The organism is Conyzicola nivalis (genome assembly GCF_014639655.1).
GTDB lineage: Bacteria > Actinomycetota > Actinomycetes > Actinomycetales > Microbacteriaceae > Conyzicola > Conyzicola nivalis.
This window is the reverse complement of sequence record NZ_BMGB01000001.1, coordinates 1,620,665-1,646,172: the sequence shown is the minus strand read 5'-3', so window position 1 is coordinate 1,646,172 and position 25,508 is coordinate 1,620,665. Positions and strand designations below refer to the sequence as shown.

Annotated in this window: 26 protein-coding genes; 12 read left to right on the top strand and 14 right to left on the bottom strand. The window is 70.0% G+C overall.

Annotation, left to right across the window (positions count from 1 at the left end; genetic code table 11):
* Positions 1 to 3 precede the first annotated feature (3 nt).
* Positions 4 to 408 carry a MerR family transcriptional regulator gene (locus IEV96_RS08135; protein WP_188510131.1) on the top strand — a complete coding sequence of 135 codons (405 nt, stop codon included), beginning with the start codon at positions 4 to 6 and terminating at the stop codon, positions 406 to 408.
* A 70-nt stretch (positions 409 to 478) separates the two neighbouring features.
* Here IEV96_RS08135 and IEV96_RS08130 read toward each other — a convergent pair whose 3' ends face one another.
* Positions 479 to 1,015: a nucleotidyltransferase family protein gene (locus IEV96_RS08130; RefSeq protein ID WP_188510130.1), complete on the bottom strand. Its 537-nt coding sequence runs from the start codon at positions 1,013 to 1,015 to the stop codon at positions 479 to 481.
* A 19-nt stretch (positions 1,016 to 1,034) separates the two neighbouring features.
* On the opposite strand from IEV96_RS08130, the gene uraD reads away from it, so the two are divergent.
* Genes uraD through IEV96_RS08105 form a run of 5 tightly spaced genes read left to right on the top strand, consistent with a single transcriptional unit; the run spans position 1,035 to position 5,108 of the window.
* Entirely contained in the window at positions 1,035 to 1,523 is a 489-nt protein-coding gene (gene uraD, locus IEV96_RS08125) for a 2-oxo-4-hydroxy-4-carboxy-5-ureidoimidazoline decarboxylase (protein WP_188510129.1), read from the top strand.
* A complete protein-coding gene (gene uraH / locus IEV96_RS08120; RefSeq protein ID WP_188510128.1) occupies positions 1,520 to 1,846 on the top strand; it encodes a hydroxyisourate hydrolase in 327 nt (108 codons plus the stop codon). The genes uraD and uraH overlap by 4 nt, the downstream gene beginning before the upstream one ends.
* A 2-nt stretch (positions 1,847 to 1,848) precedes the next feature.
* A complete protein-coding gene (locus IEV96_RS08115; protein ID WP_188510127.1) occupies positions 1,849 to 3,174 on the top strand; it encodes an MFS transporter in 1,326 nt (441 codons plus the stop codon).
* A 60-nt stretch (positions 3,175 to 3,234) separates the two neighbouring features.
* Positions 3,235 to 4,617, top strand: coding sequence for a serine/threonine-protein kinase (locus IEV96_RS08110; protein WP_188510126.1), 1,383 nt, complete (start codon positions 3,235 to 3,237; stop codon positions 4,615 to 4,617).
* Positions 4,614 to 5,108, top strand: coding sequence for a mucin-associated surface protein (locus IEV96_RS08105; RefSeq protein WP_188510125.1), 495 nt, complete (start codon positions 4,614 to 4,616; stop codon positions 5,106 to 5,108). Before IEV96_RS08110 ends, IEV96_RS08105 begins: the two co-directional genes overlap by 4 nt.
* Before the next feature lie 12 nt (positions 5,109 to 5,120).
* Here the strand turns inward: IEV96_RS08105 and IEV96_RS08100 are convergent, their stop codons facing one another.
* From IEV96_RS08100 to IEV96_RS08080, 5 genes are read right to left on the bottom strand one after another with little or no spacing between them, the layout of a single operon-like run.
* On the bottom strand, positions 5,121 to 5,630 hold the full coding sequence (locus IEV96_RS08100; protein WP_229733145.1) for a nucleoside deaminase: 510 nt from the start codon (positions 5,628 to 5,630) through the stop codon (positions 5,121 to 5,123).
* On the bottom strand, positions 5,627 to 6,520 hold the full coding sequence (pucL, locus tag IEV96_RS08095; RefSeq protein WP_188510124.1) for a factor-independent urate hydroxylase: 894 nt from the start codon (positions 6,518 to 6,520) through the stop codon (positions 5,627 to 5,629). The genes IEV96_RS08100 and pucL overlap by 4 nt, the downstream gene beginning before the upstream one ends.
* Positions 6,521 to 6,554: 34 nt before the next feature.
* Complete coding sequence (allB, locus tag IEV96_RS08090) at positions 6,555 to 7,895, bottom strand: allantoinase AllB (protein WP_188510123.1); 1,341 nt, start codon at positions 7,893 to 7,895, stop codon at positions 6,555 to 6,557.
* Positions 7,896 to 7,904: 9 nt separating this feature from the next.
* Positions 7,905 to 9,218, bottom strand: coding sequence for an MFS transporter (locus tag IEV96_RS08085; RefSeq protein ID WP_188510122.1), 1,314 nt, complete (start codon positions 9,216 to 9,218; stop codon positions 7,905 to 7,907).
* A complete protein-coding gene (locus tag IEV96_RS08080) occupies positions 9,215 to 9,775 on the bottom strand; it encodes a TetR/AcrR family transcriptional regulator (RefSeq protein ID WP_188510121.1) in 561 nt (186 codons plus the stop codon). Before IEV96_RS08080 ends, IEV96_RS08085 begins: the two co-directional genes overlap by 4 nt.
* A 95-nt stretch (positions 9,776 to 9,870) precedes the next feature.
* On the opposite strand from IEV96_RS08080, the gene IEV96_RS08075 reads away from it, so the two are divergent.
* Positions 9,871 to 10,713 carry an alpha/beta fold hydrolase gene (locus tag IEV96_RS08075; protein WP_188510120.1) on the top strand — a complete coding sequence of 281 codons (843 nt, stop codon included), beginning with the start codon at positions 9,871 to 9,873 and terminating at the stop codon, positions 10,711 to 10,713.
* A gap of 34 nt (positions 10,714 to 10,747) precedes the next feature.
* Here the strand turns inward: IEV96_RS08075 and IEV96_RS08070 are convergent, their stop codons facing one another.
* Both IEV96_RS08070 and IEV96_RS08065 read right to left on the bottom strand, forming a co-directional pair.
* Positions 10,748 to 11,488, bottom strand: a complete 741-nt coding sequence (locus tag IEV96_RS08070) for an SDR family NAD(P)-dependent oxidoreductase (protein ID WP_188510119.1) — start codon at positions 11,486 to 11,488, stop codon at positions 10,748 to 10,750.
* A complete protein-coding gene (locus tag IEV96_RS08065) occupies positions 11,485 to 12,123 on the bottom strand; it encodes an acetoacetate decarboxylase family protein (protein ID WP_188510118.1) in 639 nt (212 codons plus the stop codon). Before IEV96_RS08065 ends, IEV96_RS08070 begins: the two co-directional genes overlap by 4 nt.
* A 61-nt stretch (positions 12,124 to 12,184) precedes the next feature.
* Between IEV96_RS08065 and IEV96_RS08060 the strand changes: the two genes are divergently transcribed.
* Both IEV96_RS08060 and IEV96_RS08055 read left to right on the top strand, forming a co-directional pair.
* Positions 12,185 to 13,231, top strand: coding sequence for an XdhC family protein (locus IEV96_RS08060; RefSeq protein ID WP_188510117.1), 1,047 nt, complete (start codon positions 12,185 to 12,187; stop codon positions 13,229 to 13,231).
* Positions 13,224 to 13,553: a DUF3467 domain-containing protein gene (locus IEV96_RS08055; RefSeq protein ID WP_188510116.1), complete on the top strand. Its 330-nt coding sequence runs from the start codon at positions 13,224 to 13,226 to the stop codon at positions 13,551 to 13,553. Before IEV96_RS08060 ends, IEV96_RS08055 begins: the two co-directional genes overlap by 8 nt.
* On the opposite strand, the gene IEV96_RS08050 is transcribed toward IEV96_RS08055, so the two are convergent.
* The 3 genes from IEV96_RS08050 to IEV96_RS08040 all read right to left on the bottom strand — a co-directional run bounded on the left by IEV96_RS08050 (position 13,554) and on the right by IEV96_RS08040 (position 17,775).
* Positions 13,554 to 16,277, bottom strand: coding sequence for a molybdopterin-dependent oxidoreductase (locus IEV96_RS08050; protein WP_188510115.1), 2,724 nt, complete (start codon positions 16,275 to 16,277; stop codon positions 13,554 to 13,556).
* Positions 16,274 to 17,077: an FAD binding domain-containing protein gene (locus tag IEV96_RS08045; protein ID WP_188510114.1), complete on the bottom strand. Its 804-nt coding sequence runs from the start codon at positions 17,075 to 17,077 to the stop codon at positions 16,274 to 16,276. Before IEV96_RS08045 ends, IEV96_RS08050 begins: the two co-directional genes overlap by 4 nt.
* Before the next feature lie 107 nt (positions 17,078 to 17,184).
* Entirely contained in the window at positions 17,185 to 17,775 is a 591-nt protein-coding gene (locus IEV96_RS08040) for a flagellar basal body L-ring protein FlgH (RefSeq protein WP_188510113.1), read from the bottom strand.
* 190 nt (positions 17,776 to 17,965) lie between these two features.
* Here IEV96_RS08040 and IEV96_RS08035 point away from each other — a divergent pair, with 190 nt between their 5' ends.
* The 3 genes from IEV96_RS08035 to IEV96_RS08025 all read left to right on the top strand — a co-directional run bounded on the left by IEV96_RS08035 (position 17,966) and on the right by IEV96_RS08025 (position 22,180).
* Positions 17,966 to 21,220, top strand: a complete 3,255-nt coding sequence (locus IEV96_RS08035; RefSeq protein WP_188510112.1) for a lamin tail domain-containing metallophosphoesterase family protein — start codon at positions 17,966 to 17,968, stop codon at positions 21,218 to 21,220.
* A gap of 107 nt (positions 21,221 to 21,327) precedes the next feature.
* The gene (locus IEV96_RS08030) at positions 21,328 to 21,834 is read left to right on the top strand and encodes a hypothetical protein (RefSeq protein ID WP_188510111.1); all 507 of its coding nucleotides are present in this window, start codon (positions 21,328 to 21,330) and stop codon (positions 21,832 to 21,834) included.
* A gap of 1 nt (position 21,835) precedes the next feature.
* Positions 21,836 to 22,180: a hypothetical protein gene (locus IEV96_RS08025; protein WP_188510110.1), complete on the top strand. Its 345-nt coding sequence runs from the start codon at positions 21,836 to 21,838 to the stop codon at positions 22,178 to 22,180.
* A 95-nt stretch (positions 22,181 to 22,275) separates the two neighbouring features.
* Here the strand turns inward: IEV96_RS08025 and IEV96_RS08020 are convergent, their stop codons facing one another.
* Genes IEV96_RS08020 through IEV96_RS08010 form a run of 3 tightly spaced genes read right to left on the bottom strand, consistent with a single transcriptional unit; the run spans position 22,276 to position 25,380 of the window.
* On the bottom strand, positions 22,276 to 23,169 hold the full coding sequence (locus IEV96_RS08020) for a glycine betaine ABC transporter substrate-binding protein (protein WP_188510109.1): 894 nt from the start codon (positions 23,167 to 23,169) through the stop codon (positions 22,276 to 22,278).
* Between the two features lie 49 nt (positions 23,170 to 23,218).
* Positions 23,219 to 24,163: an ABC transporter permease gene (locus tag IEV96_RS08015; RefSeq protein ID WP_188510108.1), complete on the bottom strand. Its 945-nt coding sequence runs from the start codon at positions 24,161 to 24,163 to the stop codon at positions 23,219 to 23,221.
* Positions 24,160 to 25,380, bottom strand: a complete 1,221-nt coding sequence (locus IEV96_RS08010; RefSeq protein ID WP_229733383.1) for a quaternary amine ABC transporter ATP-binding protein — start codon at positions 25,378 to 25,380, stop codon at positions 24,160 to 24,162. Before IEV96_RS08010 ends, IEV96_RS08015 begins: the two co-directional genes overlap by 4 nt.
* Between the last annotated feature and the right edge of the window lie 128 nt (positions 25,381 to 25,508).

The following is a 25,508-nucleotide window of genomic DNA, read 5'->3' as shown; positions in this document are numbered from 1 at the left end:
GCAATGAGAATCGGCGACATCGCACAGCGGGCCGGAGTCAGCACGAGGTCTCTGCGCTACTACGAGGAGCAGGGCCTCCTCGCGTCCGAACGCACGTCGACCGGTCAGCGCACCTACCCCGAGTCGGCCGTCGAACGCGTGCGGCTCATCCAGCAGTTCTTCACCGCGGGCCTGGCGAGCCGCACTATCCAGCGGGTGCTTCCGTGCGTCGACTCCGGTGAGGCCTCGGCCGAGGCGTTCGCGCTCCTGGAAGCCGAGCGCGCCCGCATCACGGCCGCCATGGCCGACCTGGCTGCGGCACGCGACGCGCTCGACCGCATGATCGACATCGCGCACAACCCGACCGCCGAACACTGCCCGGCGCTGCGCGAGCCGGCGTGGGCGCCGTTGGAGTCTCTCGCCGGTTGAGTAGGTCGCTCAGCGACCGTATCGAGACCTGGTTTCGAGACGCGCCCCAGAGGGCGCTACACCACCTGCATCAGCTGTCGATGTCGCGGCCGTCCCACAGGTCGCCGCACTCGACATCGGTGACGGCGTGGGCCTCGAGGTAGGCGCGGGCTCCGTGGTCGCCCTGGAGGGTAGCCGAGATCGGGGCCCAGTGGCGCGCCGAGATGAGAACCGGATGTCCCGGCCTCCCGTCGTACACAGCGCGGGCGAGCGACCGCCCGCTGCCCAGAACCCGCCGTACCGCCTCGACGGGCAGTCCGGGAGTGTCCACGAGCGTGACCAGCGCCGCGTCGCCCGTCGCCGAGGCGAGCCCGTCGCGCAGTGACGACGCCATACCGCTCGACCAGTCATCGTTGATGACCGTCTCGACCGCGGCATCCGTCGGCACCAAAGCGGCCGCCTCGGCAGCGGATGCACCCAGCACCACCACGACCCGGTCGCAGCCGGCGGCAAGCAGCAGGCCCGAGGCACGCGCCACCCACGGGACCCCGTCGCGCACCACGAGCGCCTTCGGCAGGCCCAGGCGGCTGCCGGCGCCGGCAGCCAGCACTACCCCGGTAACGGTCATGAGTAATGTTAGGCAGACAATGATCGATGTCTCCGAAGCCGCCCTGCGCGAGGGCCTCGCCGCAAGCCTGTCCGTGAACCGCTGGATCGACGAGGTGGCCTCCGGGCACCCGTACGAGTCGGTGGCGCAACTGCTCGCCACGGCGGCAGAGGCGGCGACGCCGCTCAGCCCGTCCGAGATCGATGAGGCTATCGCGCATCATCCGCGAATCGGAGAAAAGCCGGTCGGCGAGGGCGCCGCTCAGAACTTCAGCCGCAGCGAGCAGGCCGGGCTCGGCGACGACGACGCGCAGCTCGCCGCCCAGATCGCCGCGGGCAACGAGGCCTACGAGGAGCGCTTCGGGCGCGTGTTCATCATCCGGGCGGCCGGTCGAACGCGCGCCGAGATCCTCGAGGAGCTCACCCGCCGGCTCGAACTGCCCAACGCCAGCGAGCTCGAGATCGTCGGCGAACAGCTGCGCGAGATCGCCCTGCTGCGTCTCGAGAAGACGTTCGGAGCCGAACTGTGAGCCACGTCACCACCCACGTGCTCGACGCGGCGGTCGGCCGCCCCGCGGTCGGCATCGCCGTCGCCCTCTACGACGCCGAGGGGGCGCTCGTCGCCGAGGGTGTCACCAACGACGACGGCCGTGTGCCCGACCTCGGACCCGACGCGCTGCCCCTCGGCGAGTACACCGTCGTCTTCGAGACGGGCGTCTACTTCGCCCGCACCGCGACACCCACGTTCTACCCCCGGGTGTCCATCGACTTCGAACTGACCGACGCCACGGCGCACTACCACGTGCCCCTGCTGCTCAGCCCGTTCGCCTTCTCCACCTACCGCGGAAGCTGACAATGACCTCATCCCTCACGCGTTCACAGCGGCTCGACAAGCTCCCGTGGACGCGCAAGCACTCGCGCGTCCTGGGCGGCAGCGGCATCGGCTGGGCGCTCGACGCGATGGACGTCGGACTCATCTCGTTCGTCATCGCGCAACTCGCCGTGGTCTGGAAGGCCGACGCGGGTCAGCTCGGCTTCGTCGCCTCGGCCGGCTTCCTCGGCATGGCGATCGGCGCCAGCCTCGGCGGCCTGCTCGCCGACAAGCTCGGCCGCCGCCAGGTCTTCGCGCTGACCCTGCTCGTCTACGGCGTCTTCACCGGGCTTTCGGCGCTGTCGCTGTCGGTCGGCGCGCTCATCGCCCTGCGCTTCCTCGTGGGGCTCGGCCTGGGCGCCGAGCTGCCCGTCGCGTCGACGCTCGTCAGCGAGTTCGCACCGGCGCGCATCCGCGGACGCATCATCGTCATCCTCGAATCGTTCTGGGCCGTCGGCTGGACGGCCGCCGCTCTCATCGGCTACTTCGTCATCCCCACCAGCGACGACGGCTGGCGCTGGGCCCTCGCGCTCGGCGCCGTGCCCGCGGTGTGGGCGATCTTCGTGCGGCTGCGTCTGCCGGAATCCGTGCGCTTCCTCGAGGCGAAGGGCCGACACACGGAGGCCGAGACGATCGTCAGAGAATTCGAGGATGCCGCGGGCGCGACCACCCCGCCGGAGGCCGCCGAGGCTCCTGAACCCGTCGTCACGGCCGAACGCCCGATCGCGACCCTGTTCGGCGCCCGCCTGCGCCGGCGCACGATCTCGCTCTGGATCGTGTGGTTCTGCGTGAACTTCGCCTACTACGGTGCGTTCATCTGGCTGCCGACGCTGCTCGTGGCGCAGGGGTTCTCGCTCGTGCGGTCGTTCGAGTACACGCTCATCATCACGCTCGCCCAGTTGCCCGGGTACGCGGTGTCGGCCTGGCTCGTCGAGAAGTGGGGCCGCCGTGTCACCCTCGCCGTCTTCCTCGCGGGTTCCGCGGTGTCCGCCGGGTTTTTCGGCACCGCCGACAGTGTGCCCACGATCCTCCTGTTCGGCGCACTGCTCTCGTTCTTCAACCTCGGGGCGTGGGGCGCGCTCTACGCGGTCACGCCGGAGCTGTACCCGACGCGCGTGCGCGGGACGGGTGCCGGCTGGGCCGCGGGGTTCGGCCGGCTCGCCTCGATCATCGCGCCGCTCTGCGTTCCGGTGCTGCTCGCGGCCGGGGGAGTGGCGTTGCCGTTCGGCGTGTTCGCCGCCGTCTTCGCGGTCGCGGCGATCGTAGCGCTCACGCTGCCCGACCTGCGCGGAAAGGCGCTGGAGGACTGAAAGTCCGTCAGTTGGGCTACCGTTGATAGACCCGCTCGGGTACCCGACAGAAAAGTGGCAATGAACACCTCGCGCATGCCCGGCATCACAGCCGGCACCGTCATCGGCGGCCGGTACACGGTCGAGTCGCTGCTCGGCCGCGGAGGAATGGCGGCGGTGTACCGGGCGACCGACGTCCCCCTCGGTCGCAGCGTCGCGCTCAAGGTCTTCTCGATCGACACCGAAGGCTCCGAGCAGCTGGGTCGGGAGTCGTCGGAAATCCAACTGCTCGCGTCCCTCAACCACCACGCGCTCGTCACGCTCTTCGACGCGAACATCGACCGCGGCGAGGGCGTCGACGGTGTCGGCCAGTCGTACCTCGTGATGGAACTCGTCGACGGACCGACCCTCAAGGAACGCATCGACGAGGGACGGGTGGGCGAGATCGACGCCGCGCAGATGCTCGTCGACCTGGGTGAGGCCCTGCACGTCGTTCACGCGAACGGGGTGGTCCACCGCGACGTTAAGCCGGCGAACATCCTGCTCAGCCCGTCGATGTCGCGTTCGATCGAGTTCCGCGCGAAGCTGAGCGACTTCGGCATCGCCTACCTCATCGACAGCACCAGGCTCACGATGCCGGGCACGATTATCGGCACGGCCGCCTACCTCAGCCCCGAGCAGGCCCGCGGGATCGCGCCGGGACCGGCGTCGGACATCTACTCGCTGGGTCTCGTGACGCTCGAGGCGCTCACCGGCGCGCGGGCGTTCGAGGGGTCGATGATCGAGTCGCTGTCGGCGCGGCTCGTGAGCGACCCGCTGATCCCGAGCACCCTCGGTGCCGCGTGGGGCTCGCTGCTCGCCCGGATGACCGACCGCGACCCCGACACCCGACCGTCCGCGCTCGAAGTGGCGGAGCTCGCGCGCGAGATCGAACGCGGGCTTTATGCGGCGTCGACGGGCGACACCGCGGTGCTGGGGCCGGTCGACCCGTCCGGTCAGACCGAGGCGCTGGGCCAGACGGCGGCGCTGGGCCAGACCGCCGCGCTGGGTCAGACTGCGGCGCTGGGCCAGACCGAAGCGCTGGGCCAGACCGCCGCCATGGGCCAGACCGATTCCATAGGACAGACCGAGGCGCTCGGCGGGACCGCCGCGCTCGATCCGCCCACGCGCGTGATGTCCGCTTCGTCGAACGACGACGCCGCGACGACCGTTCTACCGGGGCCGGTCGATGCCGCGCCCTCCGCGAAGACGGGCGACGAGACATCCGTCGCGAAGCGTCGGCGACTCAGCCGCATCCTTCTCGTCTGCGCGGCGGCGCTCGTCGCGCTCGGCATCGGCGGCTTCGTGCTGAGCACGGTCACCGCGGGCAACGAGACGTCGCCCGACCCCGTCCCGACGCTGCCAGCCAACGACGGCGAGCTCGGCACCCACCTCGACGAACTCTTGGAAAGCGTGACACCGTGAACCGACGCCTGACCTCAGCCCTCGTAGTAGTGCTTCTCGGCGCGGGTGCGCTGGCGGGCTGCGCCGGGGCGCCCGATCTCGCGGACGACGCGGCGACCGGCCTGCAGACCTCGGTGCAGACCGTCGCGAATCACGCCGCCGCCAACGAACTCGCCGCGGCCGTGACCGAGCTCGATGCCCTGCAGGCGAAGCTCGACACCGCCGTGGCGGACGGCGACATCAGCGACGAGCGCGCGAAGGCCGTGCAGGCGAAAATCGACCTCGTGCGCGCCGACCTCGCGCAGCGGATCGCCGAGGCGGAGGCCGCCGAGGCCCAGCGCATAGCCGATGAGAAGACCGAGGCCGACCGCATCGCGGCGGAGAAGGCTGAGGCCGACCGCGTCGCGGCCGAGCAGGCCGAGGCCGACCGCATCGCACAGGAGCAGGCCGCCGAAGACGCGAAAGACGACAAAGACGACAAGGGCAACAAGGGCAAGGGCAACGACGAGTAGCCGGGCGCCGGCTCAGTAGTCGGTGCGCGCCTCTTGGTCGAGCCAGGCGTCGAACGGCTCCGGCGCGTTGAGCGGTCGCAGCGAGTCGACCGCCATGCCCCAGGTCGACCGGTCGCGCGCGAACAGCTCGTAGAACTCCCGGTCGTCGAAACCGCCGCGGGCGGCATCGTCGCGGTCCGCCGCGAAGACGACCCGGTCGAGGCGAGCCCAGAGCGAGGCCGCGAGGCAGAGCGGGCACGGTTCGCACGAGGTGTAGAGCGTCATGCCCGCGAGCGAGAAGTCGCCGATCGCCTGGCACGCCGCGCGGATAGCCGTGACCTCGGCGTGGGCGGTCGGGTCGAGGTTCGCGGTCACGCGGTTCTGGCCCTCCGCGACGAGCTCACCGTCGCGCACGATGACCGCGCCGAACGGGCCGCCGCCATTCGCTACGTTCAGTGTGGCGAGCTCGATCGCGCGGGCGAGCCACGTGGCATCTTCGCGTGCGAGAGCCGCGGCATCCGCGGGTTCGATCGCGTCGGTCACGCGAGTCCCGCCGAGATTCTCCAGGCGTCTCCGGCGTCGGGCGCGTCGTCGCGCAGCACCGTCGCCTCGATCAGGCCGTACGGACGGTCCGCGGCGATGAAGACCTCGCCCGGGTTGTCGAGCCCGAACGGCGACAGGTCGACGACGAAGTGGTGCTTGTTCGGGGCCTTGAGCCGCACCTCGGCGATGAACGGATACGCCTCGAGCACGGCCCGGCCCATGTGCCAGAGCGTCTGCTGCAGTGCGAGCGACTGCAGGGTCGCGAACTGCTTCACCATGATCTGCTTGATGCCGGCGTAGGTGGCGTCCCAGTCGACATCGACGCTCGTGAAGCGCCACTGCGCGACGAGCGACGTAGCCATCACGCGGTCGTGGGTCTCCTGCAGCGTCGTGTACTCGTCTTCGAGGAAGCCGGCGAATTCGCTGCCGGTCGACTTGAGCAGCACGAGGTCTTTGAGACCACCGACGACGTGCTCACCGCTCGCGTCGACCGTGACGGCCGCTGTGCGGATCTCCTGACCTTTGCGCAGCCAGGTGTGGTCGTGTTCGACGCCGTCGACGACCGCGCGCTCCCAGGCGTACTCCTCGATTTCGATGCGCGCGCCGACGACCGGGTCGACGTCGTGCACGAAGTGACGGGCCAGGTCGAGGCCGAACTTCTCGATCGTCTCGACGCCGTGGGACTTCGCGAAAGCGAACGCGGTGTTCTTCTGCGTGTCGGTCGGCAGCACGTTCGTCTGGTTGCCGTCGAGGTACGCGGGTTCGAACGGGCCGCGCAGCGCGGTCGACACGTTGAGGTCGCGGATCTCGTGCCGGGCGCTGTCACGGTAGATGCGCACGACGCGGTTTTCAGCCTTGCCGTACTGGTTGTCGCCCAAGATTATTGCCATGCGGCGATTCTGCCATCGCCATGTGACCGGGGTGTTACGGGCGTGCGGCCCCGAGCAGCGCCCCCGTCGGGCTGGCGCCCGCGGCGATGTCGACAGTGCGGCCGGCGAGCAGGGTGCGACGGACCACGCCGCGCAGTTCCCGTCCGTCGTAGGCGCTCACCGGGTTCTTGTGCTGCAGCTGCGTCGCCTCGACGGTGAAGGTGGCATCCGGTGCCAGCACGACCAGGTCGGCGTCGGCGCCCACGGCGATGCGGCCCTTCGCGCCGAGCCCGGCGAATCGCGCGGTGGCCGACGACATCCAGCCGAGCACGCGTTCCAGCGGGATCTCGCGGCGGGCGGCCTCGGTCCAGACGGCGGCGAGCCCCGTCTGCAGTCCGGCGATGCCACCCCAGGCGAGGCCGAAGTCGCCGCCGTGCGCGTACTTCAGCTCGGCGGTCGACGGCGAGTGGTCGGTGACGACGATGTCGATGTCGCCGTCGACGAGCGCCTGCCAGAGCGCGTCGCGGTTGGCGTCGTCGCGGATCGGCGGGCAGCACTTGAACTGGGTCGCGCCGTCGCCGATCTGCTCTTCGCTGATGGTCAGGTAGTGCGGGCACGTCTCGACGGTGATCTTGAGGCCCTCGGCACGCGCGGCACGCAAGGCGGGGAGGGCCGCGGCGGACGACAGGTGCAGGATGTGAGCGCGAGCACCGGTGCGACGCACCCCGGCGATGACCCGTTCGATCGCCGTGGTCTCGGCGGCATCCGGTCTCGACTCGACGAAACGGTGATAGTCGACGCCGCCGTCGTTGGCGTGCGCATCGAGAACGCCCGGGTCTTCCGCGTGCACGATCAGCAGGCCGTCGAACTCGGCGATCTCCTCGAGCGCGCGCTCCAGCTGTTCCGCGTCGAGGTGGCCGAACTCGTCGACGCCGCTCGGCGCGAGGAACGCCTTGAAACCGAACACCCCGGCGTCGTGCAGCTCGCGCAGGGTACCGAGGTTCTCGGGCACCGCACCGCCCCAGAAGCCCACGTTCACCATGGCCTTCTCGGCGGCGACGGCTCGCTTCACGTCGAGCGCCTCCACCGTCGTCGTCGCCGGGATGCTGTTGAGCGGCATGTCGATGATGGTGGTGACCCCGCCGGCCGCGGCAGCCCTGGTGGCGCTCGCGAAGCCCTCCCACTCGGTGCGTCCGGGCTCGTTCACGTGCACGTGGGTGTCGACGACACCGGGCACGAGCACCTCGTCGTCGGCGAGGGTGATGACCTCGGCGCCGTCGAGGGGGCCGGCGGCGATCGCCGCGATGACGCCGTCGGTGATGCCGATCTCGGCAGCCCGCCAGTTGTCGCCGATGAGTACGAAGGCGCCGCGCACCACGAGGTCGTAGGAGGTCATGCCTAAACGTTACGGCTTCGGATCGAGGGCGTCGTACGCGCGGAACGAGGGGTTGAGCCGGACGAGCACGGTGACCAGAGAGAGGATGAGCAGCCCGCCCAGCACCGACGGCAACCACAGCAGGGTGGTCGCCACCACGAGGCCGACGAACGCGTCGCCGATACGCGGCCCGCCGGTGACGACGACGGTGTAGATGCCCTGCATGCGTCCGCGCACCGCGTCGGGCACCGCCGACTGCATCATGGTGGTGCGGAAGACGGCGCTGACGTTGTCGGCCGCCCCTGCTCCGGCGAGAGCGAGCGCCGCGAGGGCCAGCGCGGGTAGGTTCGCGGTCTCGAGCGAGTCGGTGATCGACCCGCTGAGCTGTGTGCCGAGCGGCAGCAGCACCAGTCCGAACGCGAGCATAAACCCGCCGTACGCGAGCACGGCGTTGCGAATCGCGAGCCCCTGGCGGCGCACGTGGCCGAGCCGGCCTGAGAACAGCGAGCTCAGCAGCGTGCCGACCGCGCCCGCCGCGAAGAGGATGCCCACCGTGACGGCGCCGCCGCCGATCACCAGGGCGCCGACCGCGGGGTAGAGCACCCGCGCCATGCCGAAGGTCATGGCGATGATGTCGATGAGGAAGCCGAGCCGGATGTTGGGGGCGTGGCGCAGGAACACGATGCCCTCCGCGACCGCCGCGAAGCCGCGGGTGGTTCCGGCGCCCTCCGGTCGGATCGCGGGCAGGGTCAGCACACCGGTGAACGCGGCCAGAAACAGCACGGCGTCGACCGTGTAGGTCCACTGGATGCCGACGCCCGCCACGAGCACCCCGGCGAGAGCCGGACCGAGCGTGATCGCTATTCCCAGGCTGATACCGCCGAGAGCGGATGCTGCGGGCAGAAGTTCCTTGTCGACGAGGCGCGGCACGATCGCCGCGCGGGTCGCTCCCACGATGGTCGTCGCGACCGCCATGACGGTCGTGAGCACGTAGTAGAACCACAGCACGTCGATGTGCAGCCAGGCCAACGCGGCGAGACAGAGCACCGCGACCCAGGCGACGGTCTCGGCGATGATCGCCACGAGACGCCGATCGAACGTGTCGGCGAGCACGCCGCCGTAGAGACCCGCGATGATCATCGGCAGCAGGCCGACGACACCCACCAGCGCGACGGCCCCGGTCGATCCGGTGAGGTCGTAGATGTGCAGGCCGACGGCGACGACCGTCATCTGGCTGCCGACGCCGGCGATGCCCGTGCCCAACCAGAGCCGGAAGAACGCGGGGCTCTGGCGGAACGGGGTGAGATCGACGAAGTGGCTACGGCGCGCGGCTGGCGCGCTCACGCGGCTCGGGCCGCGTCGAGCAGGGTGCGCGCCGCGGAGCGCGCGTCGGTCGCGGCGTCGGGGGATCCCGAGATGGCCGCCGTGGTCTGCGCGCCCTCGGCAAGCAGGGCGATCTGCGGGGCGAGCGACGGCGGGGCGCCGGCCTCGGAGACGAGATCGGCGACGTAGCGCTGGAAGCCGATCTTGTGCGCGCGGGCCGCGTCGGCGACGAGGGGCGCGGTCGCCCCGAGTTCGCCGAACGAGTTGATGAACGCGCAGCCGCGGAAATCGTCCTGGGCGAACCAGTCGGAGAGGAAGTCGAAGATGGAGAGCAGCTTGTCGCTGGGGGTGGGTTCGTCGTGTGCCGCCTGCAGGATGCCCGCGGTCCACTGCTCGTTGCGGCGTCGCAGCACCTCGGCGAGGATCGCCTCCTTCGAGGGGAACAGCGAGTACATCCGCTTCAGCGAGATTCCTGCCGCCGCGCGGATCTCGTCCATCCCGACCGCCTGAATTCCGCGGCCGTAGAACAGGCGGTCCGCGGCGTTCACCACTGCTTCACTCGCTGTTGTGTCATCCATCGAAAATGTCCCTTGCATTGAGAACCAACGTTCTCTACTATAACGAATACGAACTGAGAACGACCGTTCTCAGCCGCAGAAGGAGAGGACGAACAATGTCAGTCATCACCGTAGGTACCGAGAACTCGACCGCCATCGAACTGCACTACGAGGACCACGGCTCCGGCCAGCCCGTCGTGCTCATCCACGGTTACCCGCTCGACGGCACGTCGTGGGAGCGCCAGCAGCGCGAGATCCTTGACGCCGGCTACCGCGTCATCACCTACGACCGCCGCGGTTTCGGTAAGTCGAGCCAGCCCACCGTCGGATACGACTACGACACGTTCGCCGCCGACCTCGACACCGTGCTGACCACCCTCGACCTCACCGACGTGGTTCTCGTGGGCTTCTCCATGGGCACCGGCGAGGTCGGCCGCTACGTCGCCACCTACGGCACCGACCGCATCGCGAAGATCGCGTTCCTCGCGCCCCTCGAGCCCTTCCTGCTGCACACCGACGACAACCCCACCGGCGTTCCGCAGGACGTCTTCGACGGCATCGCCGCAGCAGCCAAGGGGGACCGTTTCGCCTGGTTCACCGGCTTCTACGAGAACTTCTACAACCTCGACGAGAACCTCGGCAGCCGCATCAGCCAGGAGGCCGTGACCGCGAGCTGGAACACAGCCACGTCGAGCGCACCGGTTGCCGCCTACGCCGTCGTCCCCACCTGGATCGAGGACTTCCGCGACGACGTCGCCAAGGTGCGCGCCTCGGGCGTCACGAGCATCATCGTGCAGGGAACGGAAGACCGCATCCTGCCGATCGACTCGAGCGGCCGCCCGTTCCACGCGGCCTTCCCCGAGAGCGAGTACGTCGAGATCGAGGGCGCCCCTCACGGCTTCCTCTGGACCCACGCCGAAGAGGTCAACGAGGTACTGCTGGGCTTCCTCAAGAAATAGCTAGAATCGACCCCGCCGCCGGTCGAGTAGCCGCCTACTCGGCCGGCGGCAGCCCGCGCAGGTAGGCCGCCCGCGCCGCCGGGTCGCCGCCGAGGCCGATGCGGTCGGAGTCGACTCGGTCATCGATCCAGTCCTGCACCGGATGCGGCAGAAGCCGCGACACGCTCAGCAGGGGCCCGAGCCACCCGGGGACCGTGGTCGCAAACCGGCGGGAGGCGATGGCGCGCACCGTCGCGGCGGCCACGTCGTCGGCGGTCAACGCGCTGAACCCGCGCGGCGCTGTGATGCCGGCACCCAGGTCGGTCGCCACGAGGTTCGGCAGCACCACGCGGACGCGGACGCCGGTGCCGCGCAGCTCCCGGCGTAGAGAATCGCTGAACGCCACCACCGCCGCCTTCGTGCCCGAGTAGACGGCGAGGCCCGCGAGGGGCTTGGTGGCCGTGGCGCTCGCCATGTTCACCACGGTGCCGCTCCCGCGCTCGAGCATGCGTGCGACCACCAGGCCGCTGACGGTGACGAGCGCCCGGTAGTTGACGTCGACGACCCGCCCCGAGAGCGCGGCACCCTGGTCGGTGAACCGGCCGGTCGGCATGATGCCCGCGTTGTTGATCCACACGGCGATCGGCCCGACGGTCTCCTCCACCGTCGCCCGGGTCACGGCCAGGTCGAGGTCGCCGAGCACGACGCGGTAGCCGCGGGCGATCAGGGCCGCAGCCGTCGCCCGGCCGATGCCTCGGGCGCCCCCGGTGACCACCGCGACGGGTCCGGCGTTCACGGGCGTTCCACCCGCTGGCCGAAGACGATGGCCGCGTCGCGCACGGCGAAGTTCGCGACGGGGCGACGGCCGTGCAGGTAGCCGAGCGGGCCATCCGGGTCGAAGGTCCAGCGGGCGTGTAACGCGGTGAGTCGTCCGGCGGCCCAGTTGTGCGACACGATGCGTCGCCCGGCCCTGCGCTGCTCGATCGGAAGGGGCAGCCGGGGCGACCCGGGCAGGAGGGCGCGCCCGAACCGGGCCGAGAGAGCCGCTATCGGGCCAATCGTGCGGGCGGAGACGGTGGCCGCATCCGTCGTTCGCGTCGAATCGAATGTCGCGAGGTGCTTGGGGATGCCCCACAGCGCCCGTCCGCCGGCCAGCGACTCCGCGCTGTCGACCCAGATCTGCGGGATCGTGATGCGCGCCCGTCCGCGCACGACCACGGGGGTCGCCACGAGCAGTTCGTCGTAGGCGAGCACACCGCCCGGCGCGTAGTTCGCGAAGGCGGCGCCGACGATAGCGTGACGCCCGAGCCGGATCATCGGGAGCGTCGCGAACGGCAGGTCGGCGATCGGCACGAGGAACACCGAGACGCAGAGGGAACCGCCGAGAAACCAGGGCTCGGGCGGGTAGGACACGTCGACGGCATCGCTCATGCGCCGACTCTACCGACGCGATCGTGACGCCCGCGAAACATGCGTGTGCGAGGCTGGGAGCATGTTCGAAATCGCCGACCGGCTCGTCGCCGCACTCGACGCCGGGCGCACGCTCGCCGTCGCGACCGCCGTCTCGATCGAGGGCAGCGCGCCGCGCACGGTGGGCACCTCGATGGCCTTCGACGGCACGTCGGTGATCGGGTCGATCGCGGGCGGCTGCGTCGAAGGAGCGGTGGTGGATGTCTGTGAGCTGGTGCTCGCGGACGGTGTCGCCCGCACGGTCGACTACGGTGTCAGCGACGAGACGGCCTTCGCGGTCGGGCTCACCTGCGGCGGGCAACTGCGCATCCGCGTCACCGTCGTCACCCCGCAGATCGAAGCGGCGCTGCGCGCGGCCGCGGCGGGGGAGCCGACAGGGGTAGCCGTCGCTCTCGGCGACGTGCCCTCCCGGTTCGAAGGCCGCGTCGCTGCCGAGCTCGACGCCCGCGTGGCGATGGGTGAGACGGCGCTCGGCGCGATCGACTGCGACGGCACGCTCGTCGACGTGTTCTTCGAGGTCGCCACACCGCCGGCCCGACTCATCATCTTCGGCGCGATGGAGTTCTCGGTCGCGCTCGCCGCGGCGGGCGGCGCGCTCGGCTACCGCGTGACCGTCTGCGACCCGCGCGGACTGTTCGCGACGCCCGCCCGTTTCCCTACGGCCGAGGTCGTCGTCGAGTGGCCGACGACCTGGCTCGCGCGCACGGCGGTCGACGAGCGCACCGTCATCTGCGTGCTCGCGCACGACGACCGGTTCGACGCCGAGATCATCGCCCAGTCGCTCGCCCTGCCCGTGGCGTTCGTCGGCGCAATGGGTTCGCGCCGCACCCACGAGCGGCGGCTCGCATCGCTGCGCGACCGCGGCGTGAGCGAAGCCGGAATCGCCCGGCTGCACTCGCCGATCGGCCTCGACCTCGGCGCGAGCACACCGGAGGAGACCGCGGTGTCGATCCTCGCCGAGGTCATCTCCGCGCGCACCGGCGCAACGACGGAGCCGCTGCGTGAGACGCGGGGGAGCATCCACGAGCCTCGCGGCGCCCACGCGCTCCTAGACTTGCCCCATGACTGAGCACGAGACCCCGCGGACCTTCAAGATCGATCTTCCGCCGACCGCGGTCGCCGGCCTGTTCGCGGACTTCGCCAGCGTCTGGCACACGCCGAACGTGTTCGTGATGGACTTCGTCGCGCTCACCCAGCCGCCGCAGCCGACCGTCGACGCGGAGACCGGCGCGGAGTCGGTGCTCGTCCCCGGCCAGGTGGTGAGCCGCATCCGCATCCCCCCGGAGCAGGTGTTCGAACTCGCAAAGGCGCTCGCGCAGCAGCTCGAGGCGTGGGAGCGGGAGACCGGCAAGAAGGCGCCCGAGAAGCCGCTCTACGGCGACATCAGGTAGCTAGCTCAGCAGCCGCCACAGCCGGTCGCGCGACATCGGCAGCTCCATCGGGCGCACGCCGATCGCGTCGCGCACCGCGTTCGCGAGCGCCGGCGCCACCGGGTTGTACGGCGCCTCGCTCATCGACTTCGCTCCGAGCGGCCCCATGCCGTCGTGCGTCGCGGCGAAGTACACCTCGGTCTCCGGGATGTCGGCGAACTGCGGCACGTGATAGTTGCGGAACGCCGTCGTCGTGACGCGCCCCTCGCCGTCGAGCAGCATCTCCTCGTACAGGGCGGTTCCGATCGCCTGTGCCGTGCCGCCCTCGATCTGACCGCGAAGCTGTTCCGGATTGAGTACCGTCCCGGCATCCGCGGCCTGCACCGACTGCAGGATGCGCACCTCTCCCGTCGCGCGGTCGACGGCGACGCGGAAGCCGTGCACGTTGAACGCCACCGAACGCGGGGTCCCGTCGTGGCTGCCGTCGGCGATGAGCGGACCGGCCGCGAGCAGGTCGGATGCCGCGACCAACGTGTCCCCGACGAGTACACCGCCCGCGACCACCGTGCGCACGCCCGTGGCGTCGGTGAACCCGGCGGCCCGTTCGATCATCATCGTCGACAGTTTCATCGACGCGGCGAGCAGGGCCTTGCCTGCCACGACGACGCCGGCCGAGCCGAACGCGCCCGTGTCGTAGCGGGCCACGTCGGTGTCGGACTGGCGGATGCGCACGCGGTCGACGGTCGTGCCGAGCGCCGTCGCCACGAGCTGGGTGTGCACCGTCGTCGTGCCGTTGCCGAACTCGGCGGTGCCCACGGCGATCTCGTAGCTTCCGTCGGCGAGCAGGGCGATCGACGTGTCGGCGTAGTGTCCGCGCGGCGGAACGGTCGCGATCATCGCTATGCCCGAGCCGGAACCCTCGACCCAGGTCGGGCCGGTCGGCGCAGCGACACCGTTACCGCGCTTCAGCGCCGCCTCGACGAGGTCGATGCACTGGTCGAGGCCGTAGCTGCCCACCACCAGGTCGCTCTCCTCGAGCGGGTTGGTGACGACCATCGGGTCGCCGGGCACGATCACGTTGCGGCGGCGCAGTTCGAACGGGTCGATGTCGAGTGTGCGGGCGAGTTCGTCCATCGCCGACTCGATCGCGAAGATGACCTGCCCGAGACCGTAGCCGCGGAACGCTCCGGAGGGCAGGTTGTTCGTGTACACCGACTCGGCGTCGACGCGCTTGTTGGCGCAGCGGTAGACCGCGACCGACTCGTGCACGCTGTGGAACATGACTCCGATGCCGTGGTTGCCGTAGGCGCCGGTGTCCATCAGTTCGTCGACGGCGAGCGCGGTCAGGATGCCGTCGCTCGTCGCGCCGAGCTTGACGCCGATGCGCATCGGATGACGCGGGCTGGAGACCGTGAACTCGTCGGTGCGGGTGAACTCGTACTGCACCGGTCGCTTGGTGATCAGCACGGCGAGGGTGACGAGGTCTTCGGTGATGAGTTCCTGCTTGCCGCCGAAACCGCCGCCGACGCGGGCGGTGAAGACCCGCAGCCGGTCGGGGTCGAGCCCGAAGATGTGGCACAGCTCGTCGCGCACCAGGAACGGCACCTGCGAGCTGGTGCGCAGCACGAGCCGGCCGTCGCTGGAGATCCAGCCTCGGGTGGCGTGGGTCTCGAGGGCGGCGTGGCTCACCCGCTGGGTCTGCCAGACGCCCTCGACCACGGCGTGCGCCCCGGCCAGGGCGGCGTCGACGTCGCCCATCTCGCTGTGCATCTGGGCCAGCACGTTGCGGCCGGGTTCGGAGATGCGGCTCTCGTCGCCCTTGTCCGGGTGCAACAGCGGCGCGCCGGGGCGGCGGGCCGCATCCGGATCGAAGACCGCCGGCAACAGCTCGTACTCGACGTCGATGAGGTCGAGGGCGCGCTGGGCGATCGCTACGGTGTCGGCGACGACCGCTGCGACGCGCTGCCCGCGGAAGCGCAGCACGGTGTCGAAGACGAGGGTGTCGTCGGGGTCGTCGGTGCGCATCTCGTGGCGTCCGGTCGAGAAGAGCGTCGCGGGGGAGTCGCGGTGGGTCAATACGGCGTGCACGCCCGGCAGCGTCTGGGCCGCGCTCGCATCGATCGAGAGGATGCGCGCGTGCGCGTGCGGGCTCTTGAGTACCGCGAGGTGCAGCACGGCGGTCGGCGTGCCGTCGAGGGTGGGCGCGTCGATCGTGGGAATGTCGAGCGTGTACGGCTCGGTGCCGGTCGCGACCCGCATGCCGGCGGGCGCCTTAACGCTGCGGCCGGCCGCGTCGCCCACGGGGGCCTCGACGGTGTTGCGCACGCCGCAGATGGCGTCTTTGATCGACCGGTAGCCGGTGCAGCGGCAGAGATTGCCCTTGAGTAGTCGCGGCAGGTCGTCCTTGTCTTCCTCGGTGAAGGTCGACGCGGTGACGATCATGCCCGCGGTGCAGAATCCGCACTGGAAGCCGGCCGCGTCGACGAAGCTCTGCTGCATCGGATGCGGGTGGTCGGGTGTGCCGAGTCCGGCGACGGTCGTGACGTGGGCGCCCTCCAACCGGTGCGCGGGGTAGATGCAGGAGTGGATCGGCTCGCCCTCGAGCAGCACGGAGCACGCGCCGCAGTCACCGGCGTCGCAGCCCTTCTTCACCTCGAAATGGTCGAGGTCGCGCAGGAGGGTGCGCAGCACCTGGCCGGGCTCGGGCTGTGCCTCGACGCTCTCGCCGTTGATCTCGAATCTCATGCGCTCAGCTCTTCCCGCAGTTCTTCGGCGAACAGCACGCTCATCGCGCGGCGCCAGTCGGCGGCGCCGTGCGGGTCGGTGAACCACTCGGTGATGCTCTCGACGGCGTACTGGAGCGCCTCCCGCGACGGCAGTCCGTCGAACCGCAGCACCCGCGGACGGGTCGTGCCACCCGACACGGTGAACACCGCCTCGCCGCTCGCGTCGACGCGCGCGATCACGAGCGTGCCCGTGCGGCCGAGCGGCGAGAGCGCGATGCGGCGGAAACCGGTACGCGCCTCCAGGCTGGTCGTGGGGATCTCGATCGCGCGCAGCACCTCGCCGTGCGCGAGCAGGTTCTCGCGCGACGCCGTGACGAGGTCGGCGACGGGCAGGCGGCGATCTGAGCCGTCGGTCGCCCAGACGAGAGCCGTGGCATCCAGTGCGCTCGCCAACGAGATCATCGGACCCGCGGGCAGCGAGGTGCAGATGTTGCCGCCGACCGTGGCGATGTTCCAGATCTTGAAGCTCGCGAGCAGCGAATTGGCCGTCTGCGAGAAGAGCGGATGCGCCTTCCAGCCCTCGCGCCGGGGAATGCGCGCCAACTCGGCGATCGTGCAGGTGGCGGCGATGGTGAGCGTCGCCTCGGACTCCACGATGGGCTGCCAGCCGAGCACCGTCAGGTCGACCAGGCCGGTGAGTCCGGGCTGCTCCTCGGAGAACAGCCAGGTGCCGCCGCCCAGCGGCTCTTCGCCGGGCGCGAAAACGAGGTCGTCGCGGGTGCGGGCGACCCGGGTTTCGCGCACAGTGATGAGATCCATGATTCAGACGAGTCAACATCATTCATGTGACGCGCGTGTAACGCCGCGCTGCGGGCGGGGTGCGCGGGCGCCTGCGGGCCGGCTGCGGGGCGGGCGTGGGTGCGCGGCTACTCGGTGTCGAACGGGGCTTGGGCGCACCATGACTGCCGGTCGGCTTCCAGGCCCTCCGTGTCGCCCGCGCGGGCGGGGTCGATCACCACGGAGCGGAACGCGTCGAGCCCCTCGAGCACGCGCAACTCCGACGGCAGGGCCATCCACGCCTCGAGCTGCGCGAACGACTCGTCGGCACGGGCGTCGTCGCCCTCGTCGATGGCGTCGAGCAGTTCCGTCTCCGTGGCGCAGAGCCAGGTCCAGGAAACGAGCCCGTATCCCGCCCCGCGCCCGAGGGCACCGCCGGGCGCGTAGAAGTCGAACGCGGTCGTCTCGGGGATGGTCGTTCCCTCGGGCATTGCCAGCGGGAAGTCGCGCCGTGCTTGGGCGTACTCGATCTCGCCCTCGCCCGGACCCAGGGAACCGGGGTTGTTCGCCGCGAACTGCTGCCACGCCAGCAGTTCCGACTCGGTGAGCGTCGGCGCCGGGGTTGGCGTCTGCGTTGCCTGCGCCGCCGGCTCGACGACGTTGTCGGTGGCGGTCGCGCATCCGCTCACCGCCAGGGCGAACACCATCGCTGCCAGCATCACTCGAGTTTTCGTCGACATGGCATGAGCCTACCCAGCCGCCGGCTGCCAAATGAAGGAAATTATGGCGCCCGGTCACACGTTGGGTGCGATCGGCGGGCCTCGCCGGTGAAATCTCCTTCATTTGGCAGGGAAGGCAGCGGGGCTAGTGTTCACCGGCGGCACACCCGGCCGCCACGGGGCGTACACGGGGGCCGCCCACGCTTGAGGCGTGCGCCAGCTGCTGATCGCCGTTCTGCTTGTTTCCGCTGTCGCGACGACGGGGGTGATCGCCACTCCGCAACCAGCGCTCGCCGCGTCGTCCGGGAACGCTGCCAGCACCGGCACCGTGCTCTTCAACGAGGTGCGCAACGGCGGGCCGCGGTCCGACGCCGACGGCTTCTTCGAGCTGCGCAACTGGGGCGAGACCGCGGTCGACCTCACCGGCTGGAGCGTCTACCGCTGCAGCGTGCAGGGCCTGCGCGCCAACTTCGGGCGGCCGGAGGGCGACCTGCACGGGGTCGTGCTGCAGCCGGGCGAGATCTTCACCGTGAGCAAGGTCGGGATGCCGGGCGACGCGCACGTGAGCCAGCCGTATTCGATCAACGGCTTCGGCCTCTACCTCGAGGCACCGGGCGGGGTGCGCGCCGACGCCGTGGGCGTCTACCCGAACGAGCCCTGGCCGACCACCAGCGAGTGCACCGTCGGCTCGAACCTGACTAACACGCTCAACTTCGCGCTCGGCGAGAGCTGGCAGCGCGTCACCGCCACGGGCAACCCGGCAGAGGACTTCGTCGCGGCGCCGTCGACGATCGGCGCGGCCAACACCACCCGGCCGACGCCCCGCGCGAATACTGGTGTGGTGATCTCCGAGTTCGCGGCGGCCGGCGCCGACGCCCCCGACGACGAGTTCGTCGAGCTGCTCAATACCTCTGACGCGCGCGTCGACATCGGCGGCTGGCAGCTCTTCCGCTGCACGGCGAGCGGGCGCGTTCGGCCCGACACACTGCAGCTGACGGTGGCCGACCACACCAGGATCGCGCCGGGCGAGCGCTTCGTGATCGGCGGGCCGGGCTTCACGGGCGACGCCGACGCCGAGTACGGGCGGGAACTGGCGGACGTGACATCCGGGGTCCTTCTCCAGACCGCCGACGACCGCCTCGTCGACCGCGTCGCGACCTCGAACTACGACGACAGCGCCTGCCAGAACGACAAGCTCCCGGCCGTGCTCGACTTCGTCGCCGACGAGTCGTACCAGCTGACCGACGACGGCTTCATCGTCGCGCAGCGCACGCCTGGCCGGGCCAACGCGAGCCGCGCGGCGAGCGTGTTCGCCCAGGAGTTCGCGTACGGCGAGCCGTCGGTCGCGATCAGCGAGATCGGCAACGACCCGTCGAGCGACCAGCTGCCGGGCGGCCGCCAGCCGAACAACTACATCGAGCTCGGCAACTACGGCGAGCAGACCGTCGACATCGGCGGGTACACGATCCGCCGCTGCGAGGTGAGCGGCATCCGCAGCCGCGAGGTGCAGGCGACGGTTCCCGACGGCACGGAGCTGAACCCCGGAGCCACGTTCGTCGCGGCGCGCGCCGGCACCGGCATCGCGGGCGACGTCACGTACGACACGTCGCTCAACTTCCTGGGCGGTGGGGTCTGGGTTGCGGATGCCACGGGCCACCGCATCGACAGCGCGGGGGTCTACGCGCTCAACGAGATGGACGAGAGCCTCGTCACCCCCAGCCCGTGCACCAAGGGTGTCGCGATCGCCACCTTCGCGCCCGACCGGATGCGCGGCGAGACCTTCCAGCGCACACGATTCACCGGGGTCGACGACGACGACTTCGTGACCGCCCCCGCCACGCCGGGCGAGCTCGACGAGCACGAGTGGGTCGACCCGACGCTGGCGGTGTCGGCGGGCACGCCGCTGCCCGCGCGCACGGTCGCGGCCGAGCCGGTCGTCACGCCGGGCGCCGCGGTCACCGTGCTCGAGGCGTACTCGGGCTCGAGCGCTGCGCCGCTCGCCAAGCGGGTGGGCGCCGCCGAGACCCAGCTCGATCCCGCGGCGCCGGCAGCCGCGGAAAACGACGCGTGGGAGTATCCGTACCAACGCTTCGTGATCGACGCGGAGGGTCTCGGCGCCGGATCCGTGGTGACCTGGGCCGGCTCGACGAGCGGCCGCAACGAGATCCAGTTCAGTGTGTGGGATGCCGCGGCATCCGAATGGCGCCTGCTCGACGCGGGAACGTCCGCGCTCGAGGGCGAGCTGAAGAAGAACGACATCGACGCCGGAACCGTCACCCTCCTCGCCCAGAACGGGCCGCGCACCGAGCCGACGCTCGCGGCGGAGGCCGACGGCGCGCTCGAGAACCCCGACGACTACGACCTCGCGATCTCGCACATCACCGACACGCAGTACCTCACCGAGACCTATCCCGCGGTGTACGCAGAGCTCGTCAGCTGGATCGCCGAGAGCGCCGACGACCGCAAGATCGCCTTCGCGACGCACACCGGAGACCTAGTGCAGAACTGGGTGGACCCGAATCAGGATGACACGAGGGCGCGCCGTGAATTCGAGCGGGCGAGTGCGGCCCAGGCGATCCTCGACGAGGCGGGGGTGCCGAACAGCGTGCTGCCGGGCAACCACGACAACAAGCGCGGCGTGACGAACGGCCTCTTCAACGAGTACTTCCCACCGTCGCGCTACGCCGATACGGAGACGTACGCCGGATCGATCGCGCCCGACGACAACAGCGCGAACTACTCCACCTTCGAGCAGGGTGGCGCGCGGTTCTTGATGCTGTCGCTGCCGTACGCGTACGGCGAGGCGGAGATCGCGTGGGCGTCGGAGGTCGTGACCGCGCACCCCGACCACAACGTCGTCGTCTCGACGCACGAGCACGTGACGCCGAAGACCGACCTCGAAGACGCGCACCGCTCGGCGAACTCGCGCTGGGTGTCGAACGGGCAGAAGCTGTGGGATCGGGTGATCGCGCCCAACCGCAACGTGGTCGTCGTGCTGTCGGGCCACTTCCACGGCATCGGGCAGATCGTCACCGAGAACGCCGGCGGCATCGAAGGGCACGACGTGGTCGAGCTGCTGGCCGACTATCAGGAGTTCCGCACGCATACGGGGGAGCGGGCGACGGGGTTCCAGCGGCTGCTGCAGATCGACCTCGCGAGCTCGAGGGTCGCGGTCGACACGTTCTCGGCGCGGCTGGACGCCACGGCCAGCTTCGACTACGACTACCAGCAGTTCCGCCCCGAGAACGGGAGAGGCGACACCCTCGCGAACGGACGCCCGTGGCGGATCATCGAAGCGGGAGTACAGAACCGGTACACCGCCGACGACGACGAGTTCGGTGCATCCGTCGGCTTCCAGTACGTCAAGCGCGTGGACACGTCGGCGATCACGGTGAAGCCGGTCGCCGAGGCGCCGCTCGCCCGGTCGAGTGCGGGCTGGCGTTGGGAGCGGGACCCGAACGCCTGACCGGGCACACGGGCGTCGGGCACACGGGCGTCGGGCACACGGGCGTCGGGCACACAGGCGTCGGGCACTCAGGCGTCGGTGATCGGCGGGCGGGTAGGGTTTTCGGCATGACCGACGACCCGCGCAGAGACGACCCGCCGCGCACCGACGAGGCCGACGACGAGCTCGAAGAGGCCCTGAACTGGGACACGAGCATCCGCGACGCCAGCTATGTCGAGGGGCCGAAGCCGGCGGCCGAGAAGCCGGTGCGGGTGAAGCGCGCTTCGACAGGCTCAGCGACCGAGGCGCGCTCGGCGACCGAGGCGCGCTCGGCGACCGAGGCCGACGCGCCCGTCAGCTCCATCCTGCTCGTCACCTACGGCATCATCGCGGGCGCGTTTGTGCTGTACGCCATCGGCTGGTTCACGACCGTGCGACGCAACGCCTACGTGGACCCGAGCGCCCTCGGCGCGTTTATGACCGGCCTGGGCGGTGTGCTCGCGGTCGCCGCGGCGCCCCTCTGGTTCCTCGGCGTGTTCGGGCTCACCCGCGAGTCGAAGCCGATCACGCGACTGCTCTGGCTGCTGCTCGGACTCGTGCTGCTGGCCCCGATCCCGTACTTCCTGGGGGTGTGACGTGACCGAAACCGACAACGTACGGACCGGCCGCCGCCTCGGCTGGGCGGGCCTCGCCGTGGCGCTGCTGTTCGCGCTGTTCTTCGCCTACGACCTGTGGGAGGCGATCCAGAACGCGATCGAACTCCCCAAGCTCTACGCCCAGCTCGAAGCGGTCGGCCTTCCCGCGGGTGACGTGCCGTGGCTGCTGATCGCGGTGGGCATCGCGATCCCGCCCCTGGCCTACGTCGTCGCGTTCGTCGCCGGCCGGCGTCACACGCTCGCGATGAAGGCGCTGATCTTCCTGCTCGCGTTGGTGGCCGTCGCCGCGCTGAGCCTCAGCGTCAACGCGCTCGCCGTCGCCTGACGCCCCACCCGCTTAACGAGAAAGAGGGGCAATGAACCGGCCCCCGCACGACGGCGGAAGGTCGATTCATTGCCCCTCTGATCCCGAGGGGGCGACTAGCTTGTGAGCGAGTCGACGTACTCCTGATTGTCTTCGATCCACTTCTCGACGACGGGCTCGTAGTCCGTGCCGTCGTAGTCGACGAACATGGCCTGCTCGAGCGAATACAGCGTCTCGAGATCCATCTCGAAGCCGTCCATCCACTCGGCGACCTGCGGGTAGTCGGTCTCGAAGTCGGCGCTGCCGAAGGCGTGCAGGCTCTCGAGGTCGGCGAGGGTTCCCTCGGGGTCCTCGAGCGTCTTGATGGGGAACTCGGCGTTCGCCCAGTGCGGCTCCCAAAGGGTGACCACGATGTTCTCGCCGGCGTCGGTCGCCTTGGTCAGCGCGGTCAGCATGGCGGCGGTCGACGAGGTGGTGAAGTCCATGTCCTCGAGGCCGTAGCCGGGGATGACGCGCTCCTCCATCGCGGCGGTCAGGCCGGCGCCGGGCTCGATGCCGACGATCTCGTTGTCGAACAGGTCGGCGTTGTCGGCCAGCTCGGCGAGCGAGTCGATCGGAGCGTCCTCGTTCACCGCGACGACGAGCTTCGACTCCTCGTTCCACGCGCCGAGGTCGGTGATGTCGTCGCCGTACGACTCGAGGTACGCGGCGTGCGTGTCGGGCAACCACACGTCGAGCGTCAGGTCGTAGTCGCCCTTCGAGAGGCCGAGGAACACGGGGGCCGCGTCGGCGTACGACAGCTCGACGTCGTAGCCCTTCTCGTCGAGGATGGCCTTCCACAGCTCGGACGCGGCGATGCCCTCGTCCCAGCCGTTGAACACGGCGAGGTTCAACTCCTTGTTGTCCTTGTTGCCGTCGCCGACCTTCTCGGATGCGGCGGGCGCGCAGCCGGCGAGGGCGAACATGCCGACGGCGCCGAGAGCGATGAATGCTGTTGTGCGGTTTTTCATTGTGGTCCTCTTCTTGTGGAGCGGGAGCGTTTGGTGCGGGAGGTGGAGATCAGGCGCGGCTGTCCGCGAGTTCGCGAGCCGGGGCATCCGTGGTCTGAATGTCGGATGTCGCGGCGCCGCTTTCGAGGCGTGCCCGGCTACGGCGGCCCAGCAGGCGACCGACGGGTGTCTCTCCTCCGCCGAGCGCGGCGGTGAGCCGGTCGAGGAAGATGGCGAGGATAACGACCGACAGTCCGGCCTCGAAGCCGAGCGCGACGTCGATGCGGTTCAGGCTCGCGACCACGGGCTGGCCGAGGCCGCCGGCGCCGACCATGCCGGCGATCACGACCATCGAGAGCGAGAGCATGATGACCTGGTTTATTCCGGCCATGATGCTCGGCATCGCGAGCGGCAGCTGGATCTGACGCAGGATGCGCCAGGGTGATGCTCCGAACGCCTGGCCGGCCTCGACGACCTCGGTGTCCACGCCGCGGATGCCGAGCTCGGTCAGCCGCACCCCGGGCGCGACGGCGAAGATGATCGTCGCCACGACGCCGGGTACGACGCCGATCCCGAACAGGATGAGGGCCGGGATCAGGTAGACGAAAGCGGGCATCGTCTGCGTGAAGTCGAGGATGGGGCGCAGGAAGTTCGACGTCGTGCGGTTCTTGGCCGCCGCGATTCCGAGCGGCACCGCGATGAGGATGGCGATGATGCTCGCGACGAGTACGAGGGCGAGCGTGTCCATGGCGTTGTCCCACTGGTCGACGCCCACGATCACGGTGAGACCGATGATCGTGCCGAGGGCGAACTTCCAGCCGCGGGCGGCGAAGCCGAGCACCGCGAGCACGATGATGACCGCCCAGAACGGCGGGGTGGAGAAGACGGCGTCGACGATGTCGTAGGCCCCGGAGACGACCGTGGCGACGAAGTCGAAGAGGAACCCGAAGGTGTCGGTGATGAAGTCGATGATGCCCTCGACCCACGAGCCGAGGGGTATGCGGAAGTCGTTCAACGGTCTGCTCCTTCGAGGGTGGGATCCAGCAGGGTGGGATCGAGCAGCGTGTCGGTCATCTCGCTCACGGTGATCGTGGCGATCGTCTCGGTGACGGGGATCTCGCCGGTGTGGGTGCTCACGTTGCCGAGGGCGGCGAGCAGCGTGACGCGCGGGATGACACCGATCAGCCGCTTCCTGTCGTCGAGAACGGCGATCGGCAGGTCGCTGCCCACCGACAGTTCGACGAGTTCGCTGATCACGACGTCCGAGGTGACCGTCGTGGCGTCGTCGAGCAGGATGCTGCGGAGGTCGGTCTCGCCGCGCTTCACCTGGCGCAGCACGTCGCGGTCGCGCACCACCCCGGCGAAGGTGCGGTCGCGGCCGAGCACGAAGGTCGCCTGCGACTGCAGGTCGCGCATCGTGCGCAGTGCCGCCCGCGGGCCGGCCGTCACGGTGACCACCGAGCGGGCCGGCTCCATAACGCTCGCGGCGGTGAGCACGCGGGCACGGTCGACGTCCTGCACGAACTGGGCGACGTAGTCGTTCGCCGGGTCGGTGAGGATCTCCTCTGGCGTGCCGATCTGCACGATGCGGCCGTCGCGCATGACCGCGATGCGGTCACCGAGGAACATGGCCTCGTTCAGGTCGTGGGTGATGAAGATGATGGTCTTGCCCAGTTCGCTCTGCAACTCGATGAGCTGCTCCTGCATCTCGCGGCGGATGAGCGGGTCGAGGGCGGAGAACGCCTCGTCCATAAGCAGGATGTCGGTGTCACTCGCGAGCGCACGGCCGAGGCCGACGCGCTGCTGCATTCCGCCGGAGAGCTGCGACGGCAGGCTGTTCTGCCGCCCGTCGAGCCCGACCAGCCGGATGATCGTGTTGGCGCGCTCGAGTCGTTCGGCCTTCGCTACGCCCTGGATTTCGAGGCCGTAGGCCACGTTGTCGATCACCGTGCGGTGGGGGAGCAGCGCGAAGTGCTGGAAGACCATCGAAACGCTGCGCTTGCGCACCTCGCGCAGTTTCGCGGCAGGCAGCCCGGAGATGGTGGTGCCGGCGACGGTCACGCTGCCGGACGTCGGCTCCAGCAGGCCGTTGAGCATGCGGATGAGCGTCGACTTGCCCGAGCCGGACAGGCCCATCACGACGAAGATCTCGCCGCGCTGAACGTCGAACGACGCGTCGATCACGGCGCGGTTCTTGCCGAAGGTCTTACCGAGACCGGTGGCCGTCAGGATGCTGGACTGTTGTTGCGATTCGGTCACGCGAAAACTCCCGTGCGCGCCACAAAACTTCCGCGATTAAGCGGAAACGAAACTTGGGCGACTGTGCTTTGTGGACGGGTAGCCCTAGGCTGCGCGGCTCC